This window comes from Haloferula rosea (assembly GCF_016595525.1).
GTDB classification, from domain to species: domain Bacteria; phylum Verrucomicrobiota; class Verrucomicrobiia; order Verrucomicrobiales; family Akkermansiaceae; genus Haloferula; species Haloferula rosea.
In genome coordinates this window covers 206,637-227,906 of the sequence record NZ_JAENII010000007.1, presented here as the reverse complement: position 1 = coordinate 227,906, position 21,270 = coordinate 206,637, and the positions used below count along the sequence as shown (strand labels likewise).

20 protein-coding genes are annotated in these 21,270 nt (G+C 61.4%); 10 read left to right on the top strand and 10 right to left on the bottom strand.

All coding sequences use genetic code 11. From position 1 onward, the window contains the following. Positions 1–2 precede the first annotated feature (2 nt). A complete protein-coding gene (locus JIN81_RS11050; protein WP_200279112.1) occupies positions 3–1,172 on the bottom strand; it encodes a hypothetical protein in 1,170 nt (389 codons plus the stop codon). Between the two features lie 175 nt (positions 1,173–1,347). Here JIN81_RS11050 and JIN81_RS11045 point away from each other — a divergent pair, with 175 nt between their 5' ends. Next, complete coding sequence (locus JIN81_RS11045) at positions 1,348–2,316, top strand: AEC family transporter (protein ID WP_200279110.1); 969 nt, start codon at positions 1,348–1,350, stop codon at positions 2,314–2,316. Between the two features lie 99 nt (positions 2,317–2,415). Here JIN81_RS11045 and hflC read toward each other — a convergent pair whose 3' ends face one another. Together hflC and hflK are read right to left on the bottom strand one after the other, a co-directional pair. After that, positions 2,416–3,411 carry a protease modulator HflC gene (gene hflC / locus JIN81_RS11040; RefSeq protein ID WP_200279108.1) on the bottom strand — a complete coding sequence of 332 codons (996 nt, stop codon included), beginning with the start codon at positions 3,409–3,411 and terminating at the stop codon, positions 2,416–2,418. Continuing rightward, positions 3,411–4,373 carry an FtsH protease activity modulator HflK gene (gene hflK, locus JIN81_RS11035; protein ID WP_343217935.1) on the bottom strand — a complete coding sequence of 321 codons (963 nt, stop codon included), beginning with the start codon at positions 4,371–4,373 and terminating at the stop codon, positions 3,411–3,413. Before hflK ends, hflC begins: the two co-directional genes overlap by 1 nt. Positions 4,374–4,594: 221 nt before the next feature. Between hflK and JIN81_RS11030 the strand changes: the two genes are divergently transcribed. The 5 genes from JIN81_RS11030 (at position 4,595) to JIN81_RS11010 (ending at position 9,452) form a co-directional block, all read left to right on the top strand. Then, positions 4,595–4,879, top strand: coding sequence for a DUF4212 domain-containing protein (locus JIN81_RS11030; RefSeq protein WP_200279105.1), 285 nt, complete (start codon positions 4,595–4,597; stop codon positions 4,877–4,879). 10 nt (positions 4,880–4,889) lie between these two features. Further along, positions 4,890–6,701, top strand: coding sequence for a sodium:solute symporter family protein (locus tag JIN81_RS11025; RefSeq protein WP_200279103.1), 1,812 nt, complete (start codon positions 4,890–4,892; stop codon positions 6,699–6,701). 107 nt (positions 6,702–6,808) lie between these two features. Then, complete coding sequence (locus JIN81_RS11020) at positions 6,809–7,723, top strand: histone deacetylase family protein (protein ID WP_200279101.1); 915 nt, start codon at positions 6,809–6,811, stop codon at positions 7,721–7,723. A 4-nt stretch (positions 7,724–7,727) separates the two neighbouring features. Continuing rightward, the gene (locus JIN81_RS11015; RefSeq protein ID WP_234044726.1) at positions 7,728–8,669 is read left to right on the top strand and encodes a 2-dehydropantoate 2-reductase; all 942 of its coding nucleotides are present in this window, start codon (positions 7,728–7,730) and stop codon (positions 8,667–8,669) included. Positions 8,670–8,714: 45 nt separating this feature from the next. Then, entirely contained in the window at positions 8,715–9,452 is a 738-nt protein-coding gene (locus JIN81_RS11010; RefSeq protein WP_200279099.1) for a purine-nucleoside phosphorylase, read from the top strand. On the opposite strand, the gene JIN81_RS11005 is transcribed toward JIN81_RS11010, so the two are convergent. The 4 genes from JIN81_RS11005 to JIN81_RS10990 all read right to left on the bottom strand — a co-directional run bounded on the left by JIN81_RS11005 (position 9,442) and on the right by JIN81_RS10990 (position 12,340). Then, the gene (locus JIN81_RS11005; protein WP_200279097.1) at positions 9,442–9,912 is read right to left on the bottom strand and encodes a hypothetical protein; all 471 of its coding nucleotides are present in this window, start codon (positions 9,910–9,912) and stop codon (positions 9,442–9,444) included. The two genes, JIN81_RS11010 and JIN81_RS11005, sit on opposite strands and share 11 nt — an antisense overlap. Continuing rightward, the gene (locus JIN81_RS11000; RefSeq protein ID WP_200279095.1) at positions 9,909–10,313 is read right to left on the bottom strand and encodes a Minf_1886 family protein; all 405 of its coding nucleotides are present in this window, start codon (positions 10,311–10,313) and stop codon (positions 9,909–9,911) included. Before JIN81_RS11000 ends, JIN81_RS11005 begins: the two co-directional genes overlap by 4 nt. 34 nt (positions 10,314–10,347) lie before the next feature. After that, on the bottom strand, positions 10,348–11,253 hold the full coding sequence (gene miaA / locus JIN81_RS10995) for a tRNA (adenosine(37)-N6)-dimethylallyltransferase MiaA (protein WP_200279093.1): 906 nt from the start codon (positions 11,251–11,253) through the stop codon (positions 10,348–10,350). Positions 11,254–11,320: 67 nt separating this feature from the next. Continuing rightward, positions 11,321–12,340, bottom strand: a complete 1,020-nt coding sequence (locus JIN81_RS10990) for an RNA recognition motif domain-containing protein (protein ID WP_200279091.1) — start codon at positions 12,338–12,340, stop codon at positions 11,321–11,323. Positions 12,341–12,672: 332 nt separating this feature from the next. Here JIN81_RS10990 and JIN81_RS10985 point away from each other — a divergent pair, with 332 nt between their 5' ends. Genes JIN81_RS10985 through JIN81_RS10975 form a run of 3 tightly spaced genes read left to right on the top strand, consistent with a single transcriptional unit; the run spans position 12,673 to position 15,283 of the window. Next, positions 12,673–13,629, top strand: coding sequence for a D-alanyl-D-alanine carboxypeptidase family protein (locus JIN81_RS10985; RefSeq protein WP_200279089.1), 957 nt, complete (start codon positions 12,673–12,675; stop codon positions 13,627–13,629). Between the two features lie 54 nt (positions 13,630–13,683). Next, positions 13,684–14,757: a 6-phosphofructokinase gene (locus JIN81_RS10980; protein ID WP_200279087.1), complete on the top strand. Its 1,074-nt coding sequence runs from the start codon at positions 13,684–13,686 to the stop codon at positions 14,755–14,757. A 40-nt stretch (positions 14,758–14,797) separates the two neighbouring features. Continuing rightward, complete coding sequence (locus tag JIN81_RS10975) at positions 14,798–15,283, top strand: Lrp/AsnC family transcriptional regulator (RefSeq protein ID WP_200279085.1); 486 nt, start codon at positions 14,798–14,800, stop codon at positions 15,281–15,283. Between the two features lie 8 nt (positions 15,284–15,291). Here the strand turns inward: JIN81_RS10975 and JIN81_RS10970 are convergent, their stop codons facing one another. Together JIN81_RS10970 and polA are read right to left on the bottom strand one after the other, a co-directional pair. Next, complete coding sequence (locus JIN81_RS10970; protein WP_200279083.1) at positions 15,292–15,933, bottom strand: hypothetical protein; 642 nt, start codon at positions 15,931–15,933, stop codon at positions 15,292–15,294. A gap of 49 nt (positions 15,934–15,982) precedes the next feature. After that, positions 15,983–18,739 (bottom strand): DNA polymerase I, encoded by a 2,757-nt coding sequence (gene polA, locus JIN81_RS10965; protein ID WP_200279081.1) that lies wholly within the window; start codon positions 18,737–18,739, stop codon positions 15,983–15,985. Between the two features lie 134 nt (positions 18,740–18,873). On the opposite strand from polA, the gene JIN81_RS10960 reads away from it, so the two are divergent. Continuing rightward, positions 18,874–19,701, top strand: coding sequence for a hypothetical protein (locus JIN81_RS10960; protein ID WP_200279079.1), 828 nt, complete (start codon positions 18,874–18,876; stop codon positions 19,699–19,701). Here JIN81_RS10960 and JIN81_RS10955 read toward each other — a convergent pair. Next, entirely contained in the window at positions 19,694–21,175 is a 1,482-nt protein-coding gene (locus JIN81_RS10955; RefSeq protein ID WP_200279077.1) for a carboxypeptidase M32, read from the bottom strand. The genes JIN81_RS10960 and JIN81_RS10955 overlap by 8 nt on opposite strands. Positions 21,176–21,270 lie beyond the last annotated feature (95 nt).

Below are 21,270 nucleotides of genomic sequence, written 5' to 3'. Positions count from 1 at the left end.
TTTCAAAAGCTGACGCGGGCCGACGCGCCGAGCAGAAGCCTCACCGATCCAGAGTCATTGAATCCCTCACCCACGAGCAGTTGGCCATTGATGGCTGCGCTGCCGTGGTCTCCGATGCTGCGTCGATAGAATCCTTCAACGACACCGTTCCAGTTGTTGGTCAGGTTGCCCTCGCCGATCCCGATTCCGATCCCGACGACCTCCTTCTCGGAGCGCTCCGCGGTGATTCCGCCAACGACGATGAGACTCGCCTCCGAGACCTCGCCGGAAGCGTAGGCAATGCGGCAGAATGCCGAAGTGATCGGATCGTCGAAACGGTGCGAATAGGTGAGACTAAGGCCCTCGCCGGGAGCTTTGTCGCTTTCGGGTGCCTCATCCGAATGCCACAGCATCAACTGCAGCCGGCGCGGGCCCGGGTCGTCGCCGGGGAAGCTGTAGCTGAACTGAAGGGCCTGGAAGAAGTTGCTGGATGAGAACTTGAAGTCCACCTGATCGCCGGACTCGGAGCCCTGCACGGTGGTGAGGGCGTAGACGAGGTCCCATGGGCCATCCGGATCCCATGCGATTGTGGCCCCGGCGCCGAGGCGTGGGAATGCAGCGGCGGGGTTGCTGGCGAAGGCGCGGTTGTGAAAGGCACTCTTGGCACCTCCCACGGGTTGGCCGTCGAGTTGTGAGTCGATGACCATCTGGCCGTATCGCAGTTCCAGATCCTTGCTGGGAAAGAGCTGGCGGAGAAAGAAGTCGGGAATCTCAAAGCCGACATCATTGAAACCATCGATGACACCCCAGGCGGTACCAATGGATGGCCCGAGGGCTGCTGGCGCCTGATTCCAGAGTCCGCTGCGGTAGCGGAGTCTTCCATACAGGGTGAGGTGCTTGTCCCACGATCGACTCAGCAAGGGATGCTCGAAGATGAGGGTGGCATCCATGCCCGTAGCCGAGTCGGCTCCATCCCCTCCAACGACTCCCATGAAGAGCGTGTCGAGACTTCCGCTGAAGGTGAACTTGCTGTGCTCCCGAACCCAATCGACGGGCTTCAACATGCTGTCCACTTCGGTCGATTCCGCGGCGACAAAGGGGGCGGACTGGGCTCCGTCTGCCTGCTCGTCCGATTGATCCTCCGTCTCCATCACGACCGTGGCAAGGATGGGAAGAAGACCGAGGGCATTCATCGCCTGAAAGATGGGCTGGAACGGGCGGTGATGGCAACCCCGCACATCACGAGTGGATCCTTTCGCCTCACTTCTGGTGTTTTGATCAGCAGGCTTGCCTCGAAGTGGAGGGGCCGGCTCCTGACGTGCGAAACTCAGGCTTGTGGCAGGTGGGTCCCGGCATGATGCTCCCGCCGTGGAAGCGGCGATCGAAGTCCTGCGGCAGATGTTGCCGGTGTATCTGCTGATCGCGGTGGGTGCGTTCCTGCGGCGGGTGGGCATCACCAAGCGGGAGAACGATGATGGGATTCTCCATCTGGTCTTCACGGTGATGTATCCCTGTTTCATCATCGACAAGATCCTCGGCAACGAGAGCGTGCGCGATGTCTCGGCCGTGGCCTGGGGGATTGGTTTGGGTTTCAGTATCCCGGTGATCGGGATGGCGCTCGCGTGGTTGGTGGCGAGCCTGCTTCGCTACGAGCATGGCACGGGGAAGCGGACCTTCGCCCTCACGGCCGGCATCCAGAACTTCGGCTACACAGCGATTCCCGTGGTCGAACTCATGTGGGCCGGCAGTGGAGCGCTTGCCATGCTCTTCGTGCACAACCTCGGCGTGGAGATCGCGATCTGGTCGGTCGGCGTGATGCTGATTTCAGGTCGCAAGGAGATTCCGTGGAGGCACTTGCTGAATGGGCCGCTGGTCGCGGTCGTGCTCGGCCTCATCCTCGTGGCGCTGAATTGGGACGGCATGAGGGAAGCCGCTGATGGCGGTGAGCCGGTGCCCGGAGTGCTGAGGCGGACGATGAGTTGGCTCGGAGCCGGGGCCTTCCCGGTGGCCATCTTCACCACCGGCGCGGTCATGATGGATTTGATCGGGAAGGAACGTCCCAGTTGGCGAGCCACGCTGGGTGGGGTCGGCGTGAGATTGGCGCTGATTCCCGCGGTGATGCTGGTGATGGCGCGGTTCCTGCCGTCGCCGGACGAGCTGAAACAGGTGCTGATCGTTCAGTCCGCCATGCCCGCTGCAATGACGCCGATCCTTCTCGCGAAGCTGTATGGCGGTCGACCTGCGGTCGCAGTGGAGATCGTCGTCGCCACCACGGTCGTGAGCATGGTCACCTTGCCCTTCGTTCTCTTGTGGGGACGGGTCTTCGTTGGCTTCTAGGGGCACGAAAAAGGCAGGGCACGCATGCCCTGCCTGAATCGATTCGCGTTCACCGGATTCGGGCGACCCCGCTACGAGCGGGAGGAGCCGGCGAGCTCTTCAGGGCTCGGGCTCAGGAACCGGACCCATGCTCTTCAGCATGTGGAAGAGCTCGCTGTCGGTCGACAGGATGAGGGTCGTATCGGAATCGATCACGTCCTCATACACCTTCAAAGTACGGGTGAAGTCGTACAAATCGGCGGCCTCGGCGGTCTGGTTGTAGGAGTTCGCGTAGATGGCCGTGGCCTTCGCGTCGGCATCACCCCGGATCTCTTCGACCGTGCGGTAGGCGCCGGACTCGATTTCGCGGAGGTCGCGCTCCATGTTGCCCATGATCTTGGCGGCCTCACCCGCGCCTTCTGAGCGGAATCGCTCGGCGATCTGCTGGCGCTCGGAGATCATCCGCTGGAAGATCTGCTGCTGGACAGAGCGGTTGTAGTTGATCCGTTTGAAGCGGACATCGAGCAGTTCGATGCCGAACTCCTGCAGCTTCGGTGCCGCCTTGCTGAGGATCTCCTGTTCGAGCAAGGAGCGACCCTTGCGGATCGGACGAAGCGTTCCGATCTTGCCGGTCATGTCCGAGTCAACGATGTCGGTCGACTGCTCGGGTTGGCGGTCCTTGGTGGTGCGCACCACCTCGATCAACTCATGTTTGGCGATCGTGTTGCGGGTTTCAGAGCCGAGAATGTCATCGAGCCGTGAGAGCGCGCTGCGTTCATCACGCAGGCGTTCGAAATACTTCAGTGGCTCCGAGATGCGCCAGCGGCCGAAGGTGTCGACCAGGATGTAGGTCTTGTCCTTCGTCGGCATCTCGTTGGGGGTGCCGTCCCAGGCGAGGATGCGCTTGTCGATCATGTTGACCTTCTGAATGAAGGGCGTCTTGAACTTCAGACCGGACTCCGTCTTCGGCTCGCCCACCGGCTTGCCGAACTGGGTGATGATGGCCTGCTGGGTCTCGTTGATCGTGTAGAGGGATGCCGAAAGCAGGGTCAGAAGGACGAGCCCGACGATGACTCCGAGGCAGCCCTTGGCAGCGTTCTTGTTTGGGTTGCTCATTACTTGGAGGGGGTGTCGAGGTTGAGAAGGGGGAGGATCTGCTTGGCCTCCTCATCGAGGATGACCTTCTTGCCGATTTCGGGAATGACCTTGGTCATGGTTTCCAGATAGATGCGCCTTTTGGTGATGGCGGGTGCCTTCATGTATTCGGTGTAGAGGGCATTGAAACGGGCGGCGTCACCCTCGGCTTCGTTGACCCGTTGGATGGCATAACCTTGGGCGTCCGAGATCTTGCGCTCCGCCTCGCCTCGTGCCTGGGGCACCGCGCGGTTGTATTTGCCGTTGGCCTGGTTGATCGACTTCTCGCGCTCCTGCTCGGCCTGGTTGACCTCGTTGAAGGAGGCTTGCACTGGAACCGGAGGGTTCACGTTCTTGAGTTGGACTTGGTCGATACGGAGGCCCATGGCGTATTTGTTCGTCAGTTCCTGGAGCTTCAGCAATGCCTCGGCTTCGATTTCCTGACGGCCAATGGTGATGACTTCGTCGACCGTGCGGTCGCCGACGGTCTCGCGCATGACCGATTCCGACGCATTGCGCAGCGTCTCGTCGGGGTTCTTCACGTTGAAGAGATACTCGCTGGGTTCGCTGATCCGGTACTGGACCACCCATTCGACGAGGGCGGCATTGAGGTCGCCGGTGACCATCTGCTTCTCGGATTCCTGCTCGTTGCCGCGGGAATACTGGTGGCGATTGGTGGCGCCCGGGGTGGAGAAGCCGAATTCCTGCTTCATCTGGCGGCGGACCGGGACGATCAGCTTTTCATCGACGAAGGGGATCTTGAAGCGCAGGCCGGGCTCCTGGGTGCTGTGGTAGGCACCGAAGCGGAGGACGACGGCCACTTCCTCGGCCTGGACCGTGTAGAAGGAGCGCCAGACGGCGAGGAGGAGAACGAGAACGACGGGGATGAAAAGCAGAAGCTTTGGTGAGAATGGCAGCTCGGGAAGTTTCGGCAGCTGCGGCATCTCCGGCGTCCGGGGCGGGAAATCGGGTGGTCCTTGTTGGTTCATGGTCGCGATGGGGCGAACCTGTGCCACACCCCGCGACCGCGCCAGAAGAATCCCGAGCCGATTTTCCAGTCGCCTCCCCGGGCATGGTAAAGTCAGCAGGAGTGTCATCCCTCAACCGGGTGATGCAGATCGGGCTTTGCGTGGGGGGGATGGGCTGGTAGGTCCATGGCTTACTCATGAGCAAACCCAATCTGCCGTCTGAGGAGGCCAAGAGCCTCTACTGGCGAAAAAATCTCACGTGGCTCGGCATCCTGCTGTCGATCTGGTTCGTGGTCTCGTATGGCTGCGGCATTCTTTTTGTCGACCAACTCGACAAGATCCGGATTCCGGGGACGGGGTTCAAGCTGGGCTTCTGGTTCGCGCAGCAGGGGAGCATCTACGTATTCCTGGTGCTGATCGGCGTCTATGTGGTGGTAATGAACCGGCTCGACCGGCAGTTGCTCGGAGGAGAACAGGACTGAATCAAGGATCATGGACGTACGTTACTGGACCTACATTCTGGTAGGCCTCACTTTCGCTCTCTACATCGGCATCGCGATCTGGTCGCGGGCCGGATCGACCAAGGAGTTCTATGTCGCGGGTGGCGGCGTACCGAGTATCGCCAACGGGATGGCGACGGCGGCGGACTGGATGAGCGCGGCATCGTTCATCTCGATGGCGGGGATCATTTCCTTCGCGGGTCGCGACGGCTCGGTCTATCTGATGGGATGGACGGGTGGCTATGTCCTGCTGGCCCTACTGCTGGCGCCGTATTTGAGACGTTTCGGCAAGTTCACGGTGCCGGACTTCATCGGCGACCGCTATTACTCAAGGTTGGCTCGATTCGTGGCGGTGATCTGCGCGATCTTCGTATCCTTCACCTACGTGGCTGGCCAGATGCGCGGGGTGGGTGTGGTGTTCTCCCGTTTCCTCGAGGTCGACGTGAATACCGGCGTGATCATCGGGATGGTGATTGTGCTGTTCTACGCGGTGCTGGGTGGGATGAAGGGCATCACCTACACCCAGGTGGCGCAGTATTGTGTGCTGATCTTCGCATTCATGGTGCCGGCGATCTTCCTTTCCTTCCAGATGACCGGGAATCCCGTGCCGCAGATCGGCATGGGGGGGGAGTATCTCGATACGGGGATGCCCTTGCTGGAGAAGCTGGACGGACTGAGTGAGGAGCTCGGATTCAACACCTACACGGAGGGGCAGAAGTCGACTTTTGATGTGTTCTGCATCACGGCAGCGCTGATGTGTGGCACCGCGGGGCTGCCGCACGTGATCGTGCGTTTTTACACCGTGAAGAAGGCGAGCGCGGCGCGTACGTCCGCCCTGTGGGCGCTGCTCTTCATTGCGATTCTCTACACGACGGCTCCGGCGATTGCCGTCTTTGCCCGCGTCAATCTGCTGAAGACGGTGAGTGAGACTTCCTACACCGAGGTGCCTGAGTGGTTCAAGAATTGGGAGGACTCCGAATTGATCGCGTGGGTCGACAAGAACGGGGACGGGAAGATTCAGTATAATGGTGACGGCGCGGCTTTCGCGGCGCTCGAGGGGGATCCGAAGTTCATCCCCAGATTCAAGGGCAAGCGGGACGACGCGGAGCGTGGGGAGTTCGGCGAACGCCTGCTGGAGAATCCGCCGACGGATGGCACGAACGAGCTGTACATCGACCGCGATATCATCGTGCTCGCCAACCCGGAGATCGGTCAGTTGCCGAACTGGGTGATTGCGCTGGTGGCTGCGGGTGGCCTGGCAGCTGCGCTGTCGACGGCTGCGGGCCTGCTGCTGGTGATTTCCACCTCGGTGGCCCACGATCTGGTGAAGAAGACCTTCGTGCCCGGGCTGTCGGAGAAGAGTGAGTTGATTCTCGCCCGTTGTGCGGCGGCAGCGGCGGTGATTGTGGCCGGCTATTTCGGCATCAATCCGCCGGGATTCGTGGCCGAGGTGGTGGCGTTTGCCTTCGGCTTGGCGGCTTCGTCCTTCTTCCCGGCCATCATTCTTGGGATTTTCTCGAAACGGACGACGATGCAGGGGGTGATCGCTGGCATGATCAGCGGTCTGACCTTCACGGCCAGCTACATCATCTACTTCAAGTTCATCAATGCGGGAGGCACGCTCTGGTGGGGCATCTCGCCTGAGGGCATCGGCACGGTTGGCATGCTGGTGAACTTCGTGGTGACGATTCTGGTGTCACTGGCCACGCCTCATCCGCCGCAGGAGATCCGCGATCTGGTCGACCGTGTGAGGCTGCCGCGGGCTGCTTTCGGCGAGGAAGACGCCGGTCCGGTGGACCATTGATTCCGAGGGCCGGGGGGGCATCCCCGGCGATTGTAGGCAGAGACTCCCGTGCCCGTCGCTTTTCCGGTAGGCAAGGCGGCGGGGGTGTGGTTGTTTCGGGCGGGACGATGCGCTGCTTTTATTCTCAGGATCTGGAACTGGAACTGCCCAAGGGGCATCCGTTTCCCATGGAAAAATTCCGGGTGTCGAAAGACATGCTGCTGGGGGGAGGCATCTTGAAACCGGAAGAGATCGTGGATGTCTCCGAGGTGCAGCCGCACCTGCTGAAGAGCGTGCACGATCCGGCCTACCTGTCAAAAATCTACCGGGGCCAGCTCGACCCGAAGGAGCAACTCCGGCTGGGGCTGCCGGTGACGCCGAAACTTTATCAGCGCAGTGCGACCGAGGTGGAGGCAACGCGTCAGACCTGCTACGCGGCGCTTGAGGAAGGAGTGGCGGTCTGCCTCGCCGGCGGGACCCATCATGCCTTCGAGGATCATGGCGAGGGCTACTGCGTTTTCAACGATGTCGCGATCGCGATCCGTGACCTCCAGGTGCACCGGCCGGGCATCCGGGTGATGGTGGTGGATACCGATGCCCATCAGGGAAATGGCACGGCCTCTCTCCTCGCGGATGACCCGCGGGTATTCACCTATTCGATCCACGTCGGGCAGAACTATCCGACGAAGAAGGTGCAGGGGTCGATGGATGTGGAGACGGTGCGCTATGTGGAGGGTGAGATGTATTTGAAGCAACTCTTCAGCACGTTGGCGGCGGGATTGGATACGTTTTCACCTGATCTCGTGATCTGGATCGCCGGGGCCGACAACCATAGCAACGACCGGTTTGGTCAGATGCACCTTTCGGTCAAGGACCTGCAACGACGGGACGAGGTGCTCCTCGGCGCCTTCATGCGCAACCGTGTGCCGGTGGCCGTGCTCTATGGCGGCGGCTACAACCGCCAGACCGAGTTCACGGCGAAGATCCACCGCAACACCGTGGCGACGGCGAAGCGCTTGTCGGAGTCACTGAAGGGAATCTGAGATCATGGCGGGCGAACCGATGCTGGGTGGCAGGATTGCCATCATTGGAGCGGGTGCGATCGGATTGTACTACGGTGCCCGTCTCGTGGCCCGTGGGGAGGATGTGCATTTCCTCCTGCGCAGCGACTACGACGTGGTGTGCCGCGAAGGGATCCGGGTCGAGAGTGTCGATGGAGATCTGCATGTGCATCCGGTTCAGGCATATCGGACGCCTGAGGAAATGGGGTCGATGGATTGGGTGCTGGTGGCCTGGAAGGCGACCGCGAACGGGCGATTCAAGGAAGTGCTGGGTCCGCTGGTGGGGCCCGGGACGCGGATTCTGACGCTGCAGAATGGTTTGGGGAATGATGCGCTTCTCGCGGAACTTTTCGGTCCCGAGCGGATCCTGGGCGGCTTGTGTTTCGTGTGCATCAACCGGGTGGCGCCGGGGAGGGTGGAGCATACCGCCGGAGGAAAAATCACCGTGGGGGAGTATGTGCCCGAGGAGGGGAATCCGCGTGCCAAGACGGTGAGTGCGGCGCTGAAGGCGGCGGGGATTCCAAGCACGGCGGCGGACAGCCTCGAGCATGCGCAGTGGCGGAAGCTGGTTTGGAACATCCCGTTCAATGGTCTGGCCATTGCGGAGGGCGGCGTGACGACCGATCGGATTCTCGACGAGTTGGGGTTGGAGGACGAAGTGGTCGCGCTGATGCGCGAGGTGATCGCGGTGGCGTCTGCGAAGGGTCACACGATTGAGGATTCGGTAGTGGAGTTCGAGATTGATCGGACTCGGAAGATGGGTGCCTATCGGCCGTCGAGCATGATTGATTTCGTCGAGGACCGGCCGGTCGAATTTGAGGCGATCTGGGGAGAGCCGCTGAAGCAGGCGCATGACGCGGGCGTTGGGGTGCCACACCTCGAGCGGCTTGCCGAACGGATTCGGCGGCGGCTGGAGTCGGGCGAGTAGCCTGCCGACTGGTCAGGCGCGGGCTTGCCTGCTAGACCATGAATCATGAATCGGCTGGTAGGAATGGTGCTGGGCTCGGGACTTGGATCCCTGGTTGACCGGATGGCGGTGGAGCGCGAAGTTACTTTCGTGGATGCCGGCTTGCCGGCCTCGGGGGTGCCCGGGCATGACGGGGCCTTTGTATTTGGTCGGCTCGGTGATGCACCGGTGGTGGTGATGCGCGGACGGATTCATCTCTACGAAGGCCATGACGCCAAGGCAGTGACGGCGGGAATCCGCTGGATGTCGGAGCAGGGAGTCGAGCAAGTGATTCTGACCAATGCGGCTGGCAGCCTCCATGAGGAGAACCCTCCGGGCTCGTGGATGGTGCTGACGGATCATCTGAACCTGACCGGGACTTCGCCCTTGGAGGGCGGGCCGAACTTCGTCGACATGAGCGAAGTCTATGATGCCGGGTGGAGGGCCAGGGTGCGGGAGATCGCGGATGCTTCCGGTCTTCCTCTGGCGCAGGGCGTCTATGCGGGTCTACGGGGACCGCAGTACGAAACTCCGGCGGAAGTCCGGATGCTCGGTCGACTCGGTGCGGATGCGGTGGGGATGAGTACGGTGCTTGAGGCGATGCAGGCGAAGGCGCTGGGCATGAAGGTGCTGGGGCTGTCGTGCCTGACCAACTTCGCGGCCGGGCTGCCCGGAGCCTTGCTTGATCACAGCGATGTGATGAAGACGGGCAAGGGGGCGGCGCAGGCGATGATCGATGTGATTGAGCGCAGTCTCAGCGGTTGACACAGCTGATGTGTGGGTGTCGCTGCTTCAGAGCCTCAGCAATTTCCCGGCTGCGGATGCTGAGCGTGGAGCTCAGGGCGAAGGCCTTGCGGCTCTTCATGATGAAGATGGCTCCTTCCTCGTAGTCCGCGAACTGGTCGACTTGATCAGGCGCGAGGGTGAAGTCACGCCACTTGCCGTAGTTGGAGTCGACGATGCGGATCGAGTCTGCCGCGATCGAGATGATGTGGTCCCGCGGATGGAGAATCTGATGGCCGTAATTCACCGCCATGGCTGCGGAGACGAGGAACAGCAGCGGCAGCAATCCCCACTCGAAGGATGCGCTGGGTGGAAGGTTGCCGAGCATGCCGACAACCGAGAGGCCAAGCATGGCGACGGCCGCGATCAGGCTGGCGGCGGTCCACCAGCTGCAGCGGTTCTGGCGGATGGTGATCACGCCGCTCGCCGGGGATTCGTTCACTGGGTTTTCGACAGCCGGCTCTTCGGGGTGAAGGGCACGACGAAGGCTTCGTGGAAATCGAAGGCATCGACGAAGTCCTCCAGGGTGTCGCTGTCCTGCTTCCCGAACATCTGTTCGTCGATCAGGTGGAAGACCATTTCGCCGACGTTCTTGGTTTCGGTCAGACCCCACTCGGCCATGAGGGTGGACGCCATGGGACCGAATTCCTGCAGGGCAAGATCGCGGAACCCGAAGAGCAGTTCGCGCCCCGACACGTGGCGGGCTTTGCCTTCATTGTCCTCGGCCGCGCGTTTCAGGGTGAAATCGAGCGAATCCTTGAGGAACAGGTAGGCATGCGGCTCGAAGCGGCTGTCCCGCTTGAGGATGTTCTCGACTGCGTGTTCGAATTGGGCCGCTTGCATGTGGGGAAAACTGTGGATGCTTCCGCGGGCGCCGTCAAAGCCTGTTGGATACCGCTTTCAGCGCGGCATCGAGTGGTGGTGGAGCCTCAGGCGCCCAATCAACCTGCTTGAGCCAGGTCTCCCGCCTGAACCAGGTTTCCTGTCGTTTGGCGTACTGCCGGGTGGCGGTGGTGATGTCGTCTTCGCAGGTCTGGAGGTCGATGGCTCCCTCGACATGGCTCCGGATCTGGGCGACGCCGATGGCCTTGGCGAGGCCATGTTCGGGGGCGTCGAGGGCGGCGACTTCCTCGATGGCTCCGGAGGTGAGCATCTGCCGGGTTCGGATGCCGATGCGTTCGCGCAGGTCGCCGCGCTGGCGCTGGATGAAGATGCCGGCCAGTTCGGAGTCGATCTCGGCCTGGCGGGTTTTCCATTTGTCCCGGAGGCTCGAACACGGCTGACCGGACAGCAGGCAGATCTCGAGAGCGCGGGTGACAAAACGACGGTTCGCGAGGTCCGTACGGGCGGCCTCGACCGGGTCGAGGCGGGTGAACTCGTCCACCAGATCGTCGAGGGTGCGCGTGTCGAGGTTGGCGCGCAGTTCGGGATCGCCGGACGGGACGGGCGATGGTCCGTGACTGAGGAATTTCAGGTAGAGTCCCGAGCCCCCGACGACGATGGGAAGCCGTCCCCGGGATTGGATTTCGGCGATGACGGGCAGCGCCATTTCGCGGTAGCGCATGGCATCGCAGGGCTGGGTGGGCGACAACACGCCGTAGAGATGGTGGGGACAGGTGGCCATTTCCTCCGCGCTTGGGGCTGCGGTAAGGGTGGGAATGGCGTCGTAAAGTTGGAAGGCATCGCCATTGACAATCTCGCCGTCGAGGGCCTCGGCGATGGCGAGCGCCAAGCTGCTCTTGCCCGATGCGGTGGGGCCACAGAGGAAGAGCGGGTGTTTCATGAGGGGGGTATGAAAAGAAACACCCCGCTCGGCAAGGCCGGCGGGGTGTGGAAATGATGGGTTCCGATCAGTCCTTCTTTTCGGCGACCGGTTCGCTGGCTGCGGGAGCTTCCTCGGAAGGAGCTTCTGCAGCAGGCTCGGCAGGAGCCGGAGCTTCGGTCTCGGCCGGGGCCTCGACGACGGTCTCGGCCTTCGGTTCGTCCTTGGCGGGCTCGGGAGCCGGAGTCTCAGCGGGTTTCTCCTCAGCGGCAGGTTCAGCGGCTGGGGTGGGTTCGGCTGGCTTCGGAGCTGGCTCTGGAGCCACGTCCTCGGGGCGGAACTCTTCGGGGCCATCCGACTCTTTGGCCGGGCCGTCCGACTTTGCGCTTCCGACGACGAGCTTGCGTCCCATGAAGAACTGGTCGTGGAGGACTTCGACGGCCTTCTTGGCCTCGTCGACGTTCAGCATTTCGATGAAGCCGTAGCCCTTCGAGCGGTGCGTCTGGCGATTGTAGACAATCTCGACGCGGCGCACGCTGCCGATGCCGCGGAACAGTTCCTCGAGGTCGGTTTCGGACGCCTCGTAAGAAAGGTTGCCGAGGTAGAGTCGCTTGGAATCAATGTCCTCAGTGGAGGGTGTCGGGCGCTCTTCACGAGGTTCGCGGGGCTTGCGCTCCCGCTTCTTGCGTGGTGGGCGCTCGTCGCCGTCCTGATTTTCTCGACGGGTGTCACGAGTGTTGCTTTTGGGTGCAGGCTTGCTGGACCGTGGCTTGTCGCCACCGCGACCCTTGGGTGCGGGTGGGGTGTAGAGGCCGATCGCCTTGAGGAGCTTTTGCCACCAGGTGAGTGGGACAGGCTTTGGTGCCGGTTTGCGGGTGCGATTGCCACCGCCTTGACCGTCGCGGTTTCTGTTGCGGTTGCGATTGCGGTTTCTGTTCCTGTTGCGGTTCTCGCCTTCGCCCCTGTTGGAGTGGTCGCCTTGGTTGCGATTTTCTCCCTGCCCACGGTTTTCGCCATTCTGGCGGTTGCGATTGCGGTTTCGGTTGCGCCCGCCCCGGGAGCGACGGCGCTGGCCATTGCCCGAGTTTGCGGATGTTTCGTCTGACATGTGTTTGTTCGTTATGTTGAGGGCGGCGCAGTCGGTGGAGGCAGTTTTCGAGAACTCCGGAGTCGGAGTGCCACCGGCTGATGTGATCCCTGCGGACACTCCGACTTTTTGGTGTCGGGGCGCACCGTCCTTTGTCATGCGGGATGGAGGATGCGCCAATGCGTCTGCGGGCAGCTTCGACTTGCGCCAAGCCCATTTGGTTGTCAGGGGGTTGGAGCCCGCCCGACCGGCGGAGGCTAGGGGAATGCCCAACCTTGGCAAGGCGGGATTTTCGGTGGCCATCATTAGGTATTGAGTGCCGGGAGACCCTCGGTAGAGTGCGCGCCACGATGATGAAACGTGCATTAATCGGCTGCATCGCAGCATGGGTTTCCATGGGGTCTCCAGTGGTGGAGGCGCAAGGTGAAGCAGTGATGGTGGTGGAGGCCCACTCGGGGAAGGTCCTGATTGGGACGAATTCGACCGTGAAGCGGCCTGTGGCGAGCCTTACCAAGATCGCCACCGGAGTGCTGGTGGTGGATTGGGCAGAAGCCGCGGGGGTGAACCTCGAGGAGCGTGAACTTGTCGTGCCTGCCTCGGTCGCTGGCCTTCCCGGGGCCAATCCGATGCGCCTGGTGCCCGGTGAGCGCCTCAGCCTGAGGGATGCGATGGCCTCGACCCTTCTGGGTTCGGACAACGCGGCGGCACTATCCCTGGCCGATCATGTGGGTAGGGAATTCCTCGCCCGCAAGGGCCGGTCCGGGGATCCGGTCGCGGCCTTCGTGGGCGAGATGAATGTCCTCGCCAAGGCACTCGGGATGAAAAAGACCAAGTTCTACAATCCCCACGGCTTGGAATTGCCCAAGCAGGTCGGGCTGTCGACGGCGGCCGACATCGCGAAGCTGTCGATCTACGCGATGAGGCGGCCCGGATTCAATTTCATCACCCGTCAGAAGGAGCGCCAGGTCACGGTGAAGGGGGCCGAGGGGCCGCGTGGGTATCGGGTGAAGAACACCAACGAATTGGTATCAGAAAGTGTCATCGGGCTCAAGACCGGCACGACCCGGGCGGCGGGTGAGTGCGTGGCGATCGGGGTGGAGCGTGCGCCGCTGATCCGTCCCAAGGCGGATGGTAGCAAAGGTGTCACACCGCGGCGGTTGATCATCGTGCTGCTCAACTCTCCGGATCGCTTTGGGCGAGCCAAGGCGCTGATACCGAAGGGGTGGGGGATTTATGATGCCTGGGTAAGGGGCGGCGCTCAGGTCCAGGATCGGCGGAGGGAAATCCTCGATGTGCCGAATCCTCGCTAAAATCCCGGCTTTTTTGACTGACAACACCAAGCAAATTGAGGCAAAGGCGTGTCGATGCGTATCGGAATTCTCAACAGCGGGGGCGATTGCCCAGGTCTGAATGCGGTGATCCACGGTGTGGTTGGCGCCGCGGCCCAACTTGGCTGGGAAGTCGTCGGGTTCAAAGATGGTTTCGAGGGGCTCCTGCCTCCGGGGGATTACCTCGAACTCAAGCCGCAGGATACGATCGGTATTCTCAAGCTGGGTGGGACCATCCTCGGCACGACCAACAAAGGTCACTTCGCGGCAAAAGTGGGCAAGGGTGACATTGCCGAGGTTCCCATGGAGATCGTCGACAAGGCGAAGGCCACGATCGATGATCTTGGAATCGGAGCCTTGGTCATCGTCGGTGGTGACGGGTCACTGACCACGGCGCTCCAGCTTCATCGTCTCGGCTGGCCGGTCATCGGTGTGCCGAAGACGATCGATAACGATCTTCAGGCTACGGCCATGACTTTCGGCTTCGACAGCGCGGTCAGCAGTGTGGTGGAGGGTCTGGACCGTCTGCATACGACGGCGGAGAGTCACAAGCGGGTGATGGTTCTGGAAGTCATGGGCCGTCACGCCGGATGGATCGCCCTGTGGGGCGGCATCGCGGGTGGCGCAAGCGTGATCCTGATTCCCGAAATCGCCTTCGACATGGAGAAGGTCGCCGCGGTGATCAAGGAGCGCGATGCGCAGGGACAGCACAGCACGCTGGTCGTGGTGGCGGAAGGTGCGAAACTCTCCGATGGCGAGTTGACCACGATTGCCGAGAACAGCGGTGGGGAAGTCCGTCTGGGTGGCGTGGGTGAGAAGGTCGCGCAGCGGATCGAACAACTTACCGGCAAGGAAACGCGGGCATGCACGCTGGGTCACCTCCAGCGCGGAGGTGGTCCGACTGCCCTCGACCGCATTCTTGGAACCCGTTTTGGGGTGATGGCCGTGAATCTCGCCAAGGAAGGCCGCTTCGGCCGGATGGTGAGCTATCAGGCGTATCATGTGGATTCCGTGCCGATCGAGGATGCCGTGCACCAGTTGCGCCTGGTCGACCCGGACGGCGAGATGGTCCGTGCGGCGAAAGCGGTGGGCATCTGTCTTGGCGACTGAGTCTTGCCGTTGCCGTGCGTAGGGGTTACCAGCAAGGGCGATGACCATTGATCCACTGCTTCAGTTGCTCCGGCGCAAGGCCCGGCACACCCACAAGGAACTCGCGGAAATCCTCTCCCTGAGTGAAGAGGACGTGCGGGCCAGGGTGGCTGAGTGGGAGCGTGACGGCACCATTGTCGGCTACCAGGCGGTCATCGACCCGGTTCGTGCCGGTGACGAGGACGTGTCCGCTTTCATCGAGGTGAAACTCACACCCGAGCGCGGTGGTGGGTTCGACCGGTTGGCCACACGGATCGCACGCTTCGACCAGGTCACGAGTTGTTATCTCGCCAGTGGTGGCTACGACCTGATGGTTGTCGTCGAGGGCGAGGATCTCAGGGATGTGGCGCGCTTCGTGTCCGAGAAACTTAGTACGATGGATGGCGTATTATCCACGGCCACTCATTTTCGTTTGAAGGCGTATAAGGAGAACGGCTTCCTGCTTGAAGAGCCCGACGAGCCCGAACGTTTGCCGGTCTCGCCCTGAGGGATTTGTCAGTGTCTTTTGCGTAGTGCCGTAATCATGGCGAGGCCAGAGACTGCCAACAGAGAGCAGGCGGGTTCGGGTATCCCTACGATGATGGGTCCATCGGTTGAGGTGGCGCTGTTGATTACGACCAATTCCGAACCGATTAGCGCAAGTTCAGCCCAGCCGAATTTGTCGCCATCGTCAAACAGTGGAGTTCCGGGGTTCAGGAAGTAGCTGTTGTCCCGGTCCGCGGCGAAGCCGAGGAAGATGCGACTGGAGGTGACGTCGGAGAGGTTCAGGGGGGCTGCTTCTAAATCGATCCCACTGTTCCGGTTGCCAAGAAAGAAAGCGGCATCCAATAGAGTGCCTTGAGGGACCCGCATCAGGGAGTAGGGCTCGGCGATGGCAAGTCCCGAAAAAGTCGCGCTGTTTGAAAGGAAGTCCAGTCTAACGTCATATGCAAGATTACCACCTGTTGTCGTTAGAATGAAGGTTCTTGCACCGGGTTGGGACTGTAGGAAGATGCTCTCGAAATTTTCGGGCGGTGAAAGATACTGCGGGTAAGGATTGTTGTCGTCCGGCGCAAGTATGGCTGCATCGCCTACGATGATCGCCGCATGAGAGACGCAAGTTGCGGCGATGGTGATCGCCCAGACGCTTCTAGACATACGAAAAGACTATCTGAGTTGTCCTGAGCCACAAGGCTTATGGTTTGCTCTAATGGGCTTCGAGCCAGTTGTTGCCGGTTCCGTGGTCGACCTTGAGCGGGACTCCGCCCGGCAGGGGTAGGGCGGTTTCCATGATGCGGATGATCTCTGGCAGGAGCGCATCGGATTCATCCGGATGCAGGTCGAAGATCAGTTCATCGTGGATCTGGAGTAGCAGTTTCGTGTCGGTGTTCCGTGCCCGGAGCAGTTCGTCGATCTGGATCATTGCCAGCTTGATCATGTCCGCCGAGGTCCCCTGGATCGGTGTGTTGATGGCGGCGCGCTCGGCGTTGCCTCGGATGGTGGCATTCGACGACTGCAGGTCTGGAAAGCTGCGTCGGCGTCCTGCCAGGGTCTCGACGTAGCCCGTTTCGCGAGCGGTTTCGATTGTCCGCTCCATGAAACGCTGGATGGAAGGGTACTGTTTGAAGTAGTTGTCGATGATTTCGGCGGCTTCGGCACGGCCGATGCGAAGTCGCTGGCTGAGTCCGAATGCGGAGATTCCGTAGATGATGCCGAAGTTCACCATCTTCGAGCCACGTCGTTGTTCGCTGGTGACATCGTCATCATCGACGCCCCACACCTTGGCGGCGGTGGCGGTGTGAATGTCGCGGTCTTCACGGAAGGCTTCGATCATCGACTCGTCCTCAGCGAGTGCCGCCATGACGCGTAGCTCAACCTGCGAGTAGTCGCAGCTGAGGAGCTTGAATCCTTTCCTGGGGACGAAGGCGCGGCGGATCTCCCTGCCGTTGACGGAGCGAACGGGGATGTTCTGCAGGTTCGGATCGGTCGATGCCAACCGCCCGGTGGCCGCGACCAACTGGTGGAAGTGGGTGTGGATGCGACCGGTCGAGGGCTCGAGGTGATCGGGGAGGGTGTCCACGTAGGTCGACTTGAGCTTGGTCGCCTCACGATACTCGAGGATGGCTTCTATGATGGGATGCACGCCGGCGAGCGACTGCAGCGTTTGCTCGTCGGTCTTGAACTGTCCGGTTTTGGTTTTCTTCGGTTTCTCGACGAGCTTCAGTTCATCGAAGAGGATTTGCCCGAGTTGCTTGGGTGACTTCAGGTTGAAGGCACGGCCGGCAAGTTCGGTGATGCTGCGTCCAAGTTCATCGATTCGGGATTGGAGTCGCCCGGAGATCTGGATCAAGGCATCCGGATCGAGACGAATGCCTTCCATTTCCATCCGCACGAGCACGGGGAGCAGGGGGGATTCGATGGTCTTGTGGACCTTGCCGAGGGAGGAGTCATCGAGTTCCTTCCTCAGCTGTTGGGAGAGTTGCCAGGTGACGTCGGCATCCTCCGCCGCATACTCCGCGAGTCGGGCGAGCGGGATGGCCTCCATGTCGATCTCCTTCTTGTCCTTCTTCGCGGCATGACTGAAGAGGTCGTCTGCGTCGGTCTCGGGTTCCTTGGCAATATCGACCAGTGCAACCGGGCGGTAACCCAGCAGGGTTTCGCTCAGGTAGTCCATGCTGTGCTTTGAATCCGGGTGAAGCAGCGCGTGGGCGAGCATGGTGTCGAAGAACGGCCCGCGCACGGGGAGTTCGTGGCTCAGCAGGACCGAGAGGTCATACTTCAGGTTGTGCCCCACCTTCTCACAGTCGCGTGAGAAGATTTCCAGGAGTCGTGCATGCTGCGAAGGATCGTAGGGCAGGAACCACCCTTCGTGTTCTTTCCAGCTGAAGGCAATCCCCAACAGCTTGGCGTTGAAACGATTCAGGGAGGTGGTTTCGATGTCAAAACAGAAGCTGCCGAGTCCTTCGAGAGCAGAGAACAGGGCTTCCTGTTTCTCCGGGGTGTCCGCGAGCTGGTAGGTGTGCGGGGTGGTTTCGATGGTCTTGAGGGCCACGGGTGAATCGCCCTCGGCCTTTCCGTCGTCGACCGTGCTCACGCTCTCCCCGAAGAGCCGCTTGCTGAGGCTGCGGAATTCATTTTCGTTGAAGATCGCACGGACAGCCTCGTCGTCCCGCTCGCTGAGTTTCAGATCGTCCCATCCGGTGTTGATCGGAGCATCCACGATGATGGTGGCGAGGTCCTTGGAGAGTCGGGCGAGCTCGGCGTTCTCGACGACCTTTTCCTTCTGCTTGCCCTTCAGTTGGTCTGTGTTGGCCAGCAGTCCTTCGAGCGAGCCGAAGCGCTCGATGAGCTTCTGTGCGGTCTTCGGTCCGATGCCGGGGATGCCGGGGATGTTGTCGGCGGAGTCGCCCATCATTCCCAGCAGGTCGATGATCTGGTGGGGGTCCTGAACGCCCCAGACGGTATGCAGGTCGTCGAGGCCGATGATTTCCCGGTCCGAACCCTGCTTGCCGGGTTTCCACATGTAGGTGTGGGGGCCGATCAGCTGGGCAAAGTCCTTGTCCGGAGTGACCATGTAGGTGTCGATGCCTTCCTTCGCCGCTCGGGTCGCGAGAGTTCCTATCAGGTCATCGGCCTCATAACCGTCGATCTCCAGAACCGGGATGTGGAAGGCCTCGCAGAGTTTCTTCACGCCGGGAATGGCGGCGGCAAGCTCTTCGGGCATGTCTTCCCTCTGGGCCTTGTATTGCGGATACTTCTCGTGCCGGGGTGTGGGTGCCGAGGTGTCGAAGGCCACGCCGAGGTGGGTGGGTTGTTCCTTGTCGAGAATGGTCAGCAGGGTGTTGGTGAAGCCGTAAAGAGCGGAGGTGTTGACCCCTTTGGAATTGCGGATGGGGTTGCGCATCAGGGCAAAGTGGGCGCGGTAGACGAGCGCCATACCATCGAGGAGGAAAAGCCGGGGCATGCCCGAAGCAGACCAGACGGCAGAGGGGGGCGTCGAGCGAAGAAGACCGCCATGGTGAGGGTGGAAAATGGATTTTGGCCACGAATGGAAAACACTCGCAAAGATTTGCGGGTCTATCTACGTAAGAACCACCCATGAGACTTGTTCCCACCCTGATTGGTGTCGCTGTGGCTGGCGCTGCTGGCTATTTTCTCGAACCGATGTTGCGTCCGACGCTGCTTTCGTTCAATGCGGTGGATCAGCCGGAGGAAGTGGAACTCGCAGAAAACGGTGGTGGAGAGAACGCCGACCCGGAGGTCAAGCCGCCGACTCCAGCGCCTGCACCCGCTCCAGAGCCAGCGCCCGCTCCGGTTCCTGCCCCACCAGCGTGGATCGCGGATGTGAAGCCTTCGCAGTTGCCGGAGAAGGTGACCTTGAAAACCAAGGTGGAACTGCCTCTACCGGGTTCGGCAGAGCCGATGATTCTTCCTGCGGGGGCTCCTGTGACTCCCGTTCGTATCGAAGGACAGGATCTGGTCATCAGCCCGTTTGCCGGCCCGATCGAAGGGAAGGTTCCGGTGATGCAGACCGACCTGCTGACGCGATTCGGCAACAAGCCTCCTGCTCCTGAGCCCGAGCCTGTTGCTGCGGTGACGCCCATGCCTGAGCCAGCTCCTGCTCCAGCCCCGACTCCAACGCCAGCCCCTGAGCCTGCTGCGGCAGGTCTGGATGCGGAGGGCATCGTTGCCGTGATGCAGGACAGCATCAAGGGCGGGCAGATCAAGGAATTCACCTTTGACCAAGTGCTCGGCTGGAAGGCGGGCGAGGAGGAGGAACACGATGGTGCGAAATACCAGACCGGCACCGTGGCCTACAAAGCGGAGACGATTTTCGGCGTGAAGAACATCCAGGCTCAGGCTCTGATCAAGGATGGCAAAGTCATCAAGTGGATCTGGCCCAAGAGTGGCATGGAGATCAAGTAGTGTGCTCGACGTAGCGCCGGCGCAGGTGGGCGAGGTGATCCTCGACACCCGGGGCTTTTCCTGTCGCGTGCTCGACCAAGGCTGCTGGGTTCAGGGTGCTGCCGGGTTGGTGGATCCGGCATTGGAGCCACTCGAGAAGCGGGCGGTAGTCTGCGTTCTCAATGGCGTCGCGGATGTTCTTGTTCCGCGTCGCGGATGCGTAGATCTGGGCGGCATTGAAATTGCCGAGTGAATAGGTGGGGAAGTAGCCGAGTCCTCCCATCGACCAATGGATGTCTTGGAGGCAACCGCGGCGGTCGTCGGGCGGAGTCAGGCCGAAGGACGAATGGAATGCCTCGTTCCAGGCGGTCGGCACTTCGCTGACGGCCAACTCGCCGTTCACCAAGGCGCGCTCGATCTTGAACCGGAGGATAATGTGCAGATCATAAGTCGCTTCATCCGCTTCCACCCGGATGTAGCTGAATTCCGAGCGGTGGATGGCGGCAAGGAAGTCGTCCAACCCGATCTTGCCGAGCTGCGGAAAGTGCTCGGCAGCAACCGGAAGCCAGTGGCTCCAGAATGCGCGGGAGCGCCCGATGTGATTCTCCCAAAGGCGGGATTGGGATTCGTGGATGCCCAGCGAAACCGCGGATCCAGCCGGAGTGCCGAAGTCATCGGGCTCAAGTCCCTGTTCGTAGAGACCGTGGCCGACCTCATGCATCACTCCGAAGAGGGATGAGGTGAAGTCGGCCTCGTCGTAGCGGGTGGTCAGGCGGACGTCGTTTGGCCCAAGAGTGGTGCAGAACGGGTGGGTGGTCGTGTCAATGCGTCCGCCGTCGAAGTCGAAGCCGAGGGCTGCAGCGACTTTCCGGTTGAATGTCTGCTGTGCTTCGACCGGGTAGGGTCCTGGAGGCAGCGATGGACGGGTGGTGGTGGTGTGTGCGCAGGCGGCTTTGGCGATTTTCACCAATTCCGGCTCAACGGCGTCGAAGATGGCAGCGACCGAGGCGGCGCTGGCGCCGCGTTCGTAAGTCTCCAGAAGCGCGTCGTAGGGCTCGTTTTGGTATCCCCAGAGATCGGCCTTTTCGCGACTGATTTGCAGGATCTTCTCAAACTCCGGGGCGAAAGCGGGGAAATCGCTGCGCTCGCGAGCGCTTGCCCAGGCGTGCTTCGCCAGCGAGGTGACTTCGCTTTCGCGCTCGACCAAGGACGTGGGCAGGCGGGTGGATCGCTGAAGCTGGCGCAGGGCTTCGTTCAGGGAGTCTTGCTCGCGGGGTGAATCGGCGGCCTCGATCGCCTGTTGCAGGGCCAACTTCCAATCTTCGGATGTGGTGAGTTCGTGGTGGCGGCCGGAAAGCCAGCTCAGTTGCCGGGCCCGCCACGTCTGGGCGTGGGTGGGTAGGTAGGTTTCCTGATCCCATCCGAGCACGGACGCGCTGGAGCGGATCAACGCAGCTTCAATGGCTAGCTCGCGGAATGAAGGGGAGTCGGGCATGGCGCGGATCCTCAAAGATTCGGCCGGTGGTCGCAAGCGGTGACGTGGATTTTGGAAAGAAGTTGTAACATTCTCGCGCGGGTTGACATTATCAG

What these genes read in the sequence shown, in the direction of transcription:
- JIN81_RS11050 (WP_200279112.1), bottom strand. Translation starts at nt 1,172, where the DNA reads ATGAATGCCCTCGGTCTTCTTCCCATCCTTGCCACGGTCGTGATGGAG.
- hflC (WP_200279108.1), bottom strand. Translation starts at nt 3,411, where the DNA reads ATGAGCAACCCAAACAAGAACGCTGCCAAGGGCTGCCTCGGAGTCATC.
- hflK (WP_343217935.1), bottom strand. Translation starts at nt 4,373, where the DNA reads ATGCCGCAGCTGCCGAAACTTCCCGAGCTGCCATTCTCACCAAAGCTT.
- JIN81_RS11030 (WP_200279105.1), top strand. Translation starts at nt 4,595, where the DNA reads ATGAGCAAACCCAATCTGCCGTCTGAGGAGGCCAAGAGCCTCTACTGG.
- JIN81_RS11025 (WP_200279103.1), top strand. Translation starts at nt 4,890, where the DNA reads ATGGACGTACGTTACTGGACCTACATTCTGGTAGGCCTCACTTTCGCT.
- JIN81_RS11020 (WP_200279101.1), top strand. Translation starts at nt 6,809, where the DNA reads ATGCGCTGCTTTTATTCTCAGGATCTGGAACTGGAACTGCCCAAGGGG.
- JIN81_RS11015 (WP_234044726.1), top strand. Translation starts at nt 7,728, where the DNA reads ATGGCGGGCGAACCGATGCTGGGTGGCAGGATTGCCATCATTGGAGCG.
- JIN81_RS11010 (WP_200279099.1), top strand. Translation starts at nt 8,715, where the DNA reads ATGAATCGGCTGGTAGGAATGGTGCTGGGCTCGGGACTTGGATCCCTG.
- JIN81_RS11000 (WP_200279095.1), bottom strand. Translation starts at nt 10,313, where the DNA reads ATGCAAGCGGCCCAATTCGAACACGCAGTCGAGAACATCCTCAAGCGG.
- miaA (WP_200279093.1), bottom strand. Translation starts at nt 11,253, where the DNA reads ATGAAACACCCGCTCTTCCTCTGTGGCCCCACCGCATCGGGCAAGAGC.
- JIN81_RS10990 (WP_200279091.1), bottom strand. Translation starts at nt 12,340, where the DNA reads ATGTCAGACGAAACATCCGCAAACTCGGGCAATGGCCAGCGCCGTCGC.
- JIN81_RS10985 (WP_200279089.1), top strand. Translation starts at nt 12,673, where the DNA reads ATGAAACGTGCATTAATCGGCTGCATCGCAGCATGGGTTTCCATGGGG.
- JIN81_RS10980 (WP_200279087.1), top strand. Translation starts at nt 13,684, where the DNA reads ATGCGTATCGGAATTCTCAACAGCGGGGGCGATTGCCCAGGTCTGAAT.
- JIN81_RS10975 (WP_200279085.1), top strand. Translation starts at nt 14,798, where the DNA reads ATGACCATTGATCCACTGCTTCAGTTGCTCCGGCGCAAGGCCCGGCAC.
- JIN81_RS10970 (WP_200279083.1), bottom strand. Translation starts at nt 15,933, where the DNA reads ATGTCTAGAAGCGTCTGGGCGATCACCATCGCCGCAACTTGCGTCTCT.
- polA (WP_200279081.1), bottom strand. Translation starts at nt 18,739, where the DNA reads ATGCCCCGGCTTTTCCTCCTCGATGGTATGGCGCTCGTCTACCGCGCC.
- JIN81_RS10960 (WP_200279079.1), top strand. Translation starts at nt 18,874, where the DNA reads ATGAGACTTGTTCCCACCCTGATTGGTGTCGCTGTGGCTGGCGCTGCT.
- JIN81_RS10955 (WP_200279077.1), bottom strand. Translation starts at nt 21,175, where the DNA reads ATGCCCGACTCCCCTTCATTCCGCGAGCTAGCCATTGAAGCTGCGTTG.